Here is a 1693-nt window from a genome sequence, read left to right on the forward strand (position 1 = left end):
CCCGCCGCTACAAGCTGGCGGACGCGCTCGGTCCGGAAAAGCCGCTGAACGAGCTCGACAAGCAGGCGCTTTTTTATGTGGCGGAGCATCCGGAATGCGGGCCCAGTGACATCGCGCGATTTCTGGCCGTTCCGCATACGACGATCTCTTCCGCAACCGACCGCCTGGTGAAACGCGGGCTGTTGAAGCGGACCCGTCCGGAAGAAGATCGCCGCGCGGTTGCGCTCGATCTCTCGGAGGAAGGCAGGCGACGTGTGGAGGGGTTTCTTGTGGCCTATCGGGAACTCCATCTTCGCATGCTGCAGCCGCTTTCGCCGGCCGAACGGGACGCCTTTGTCGGCATGATGACGAAAATCGTATATGACGAAGGTTGAATAATACGAATATCGTTATAACTGTTTGATCGATTGGGCGCGGGATGCCGCGTTCTTGCCTAGCCCTCGGAAGGATAGCCATGGCAATCAGGATCAACGGCACCGATGTGCAGGCGCCTAGCGACCCGCGTGTCTCCTTGCTCGACCTGCTTCGGGAAGAGCTTCATCTCACTGGAACCAAGAAGGGCTGCAATCAGGGCGCTTGCGGTGCCTGTACCGTGCTTGTCGATGGGGAGCGCGTTGTTTCCTGCCTGGCGCTGGCCGTGCAATATGAGGGCTGCGAGATCACGACGATCGAGGGCCTCGGCGAGAATGGCGCGCTGCATCCGCTTCAGGAAGCCTTTGTGGAGCATGACGGCTTTCAGTGCGGTTATTGTACCCCTGGCCAGATCTGCTCGGCCATCGGCATGGCGGGCGAAACCAAGCGCGGCGTTCCGAGCCATGTGACGGAAGACCTCTCGGCTGAAACGATCACGCTGACGCATGATGAATTGCGCGAGCGCATGAGCGGCAATCTTTGCCGCTGCGGCGCTTACAACGGCATTGTCGCCGCCATTACCGAAACCTTCGTGGAGGCAGGCGAATGATCCCCTTCACCTATGCGCGCGCCGCAAACACCGCGGATGCCGTTGTTCATGGCAGCACGGCCGGCACAAAATATATTGGGGGCGGCACCAATCTCGTGGATCTCATGCGCGAAGGGATCGAGCATCCGCAGGCGCTGGTGGATGTCAGCGGATTGTCGCGCGACATCACCGAGACAGCCGACGGCGGCATCCTGATCGGGGCTGGCGTGAAGAACACGGCGCTGGCCGAACACAGGCTGGTCCGTACGCGCTTTCCCGTGTTGTCGCGCGCGATCGTTGCCGGTGCGAGCGGGCAGATCCGCAACATGGCGACGGTGGGCGGCAATCTGCTCCAGCGCACCCGCTGCACCTATTTCTACGACGACACGGGAGCGCGCTGCAACAAGCGGGAGCCGGGGCAGGGCTGCGATGCGGTGGATGGTTTCAACCGTATCCATGCCATCCTCGGCGCTTCGCCGGCCTGCGTGGCGACGCATCCCTCGGACATGTGCGTGGCGCTGGCGGCGCTGGATGCCGTGGTTCATCTAGAAGGCGCGAGGGCCAAGCGCACGCTGCCCTTCAACGAGCTGCACCGCCTGCCGGAAGGCCGGCCGGATATCGAAACCCTTCTGGAACCCGGCGAGCTGATTACGGCTGTCGAGCTTCCCGCTCAGCTGATCGCTGCGCATTCGACCTATCGCAAGGTGCGCGACCGCGCGAGCTATGCCTTTGCGCTCGTTTCGGTTGCAGCGG

Annotated in this window: 3 protein-coding genes; all 3 read left to right on the top strand. The window is 62.4% G+C overall.

Going from position 1 to position 1693, the window contains the following annotated elements; translation table 11 throughout:
- Positions 1–374: MarR family winged helix-turn-helix transcriptional regulator (locus RTX98_RS02360; protein WP_312794303.1), on the top strand; the 374-nt coding region annotated here is incomplete at its 5' end.
- 80 nt (positions 375–454) lie between these two features.
- Positions 455–961 carry a 2Fe-2S iron-sulfur cluster-binding protein gene (locus RTX98_RS02365; RefSeq protein WP_312794304.1) on the top strand — a complete coding sequence of 169 codons (507 nt, stop codon included), beginning with the start codon at positions 455–457 and terminating at the stop codon, positions 959–961.
- The coding region (locus tag RTX98_RS02370; protein WP_312794306.1) for a xanthine dehydrogenase family protein subunit M at positions 958–1693 on the top strand (736 nt) is incomplete at its 3' end. The genes RTX98_RS02365 and RTX98_RS02370, both read left to right, overlap by 4 nt.

It is taken from the genome of Tianweitania sp. (genome assembly GCF_032053605.1).
In the GTDB taxonomy this organism is placed as follows: Bacteria; Pseudomonadota; Alphaproteobacteria; order Rhizobiales; family Rhizobiaceae; genus Tianweitania.

Excerpts from the sequence above, each read along its gene's own strand:
- RTX98_RS02365 (WP_312794304.1), top strand. The coding sequence starts at position 455 with ATGGCAATCAGGATCAACGGCACCGATGTGCAGGCGCCTAGCGACCCG.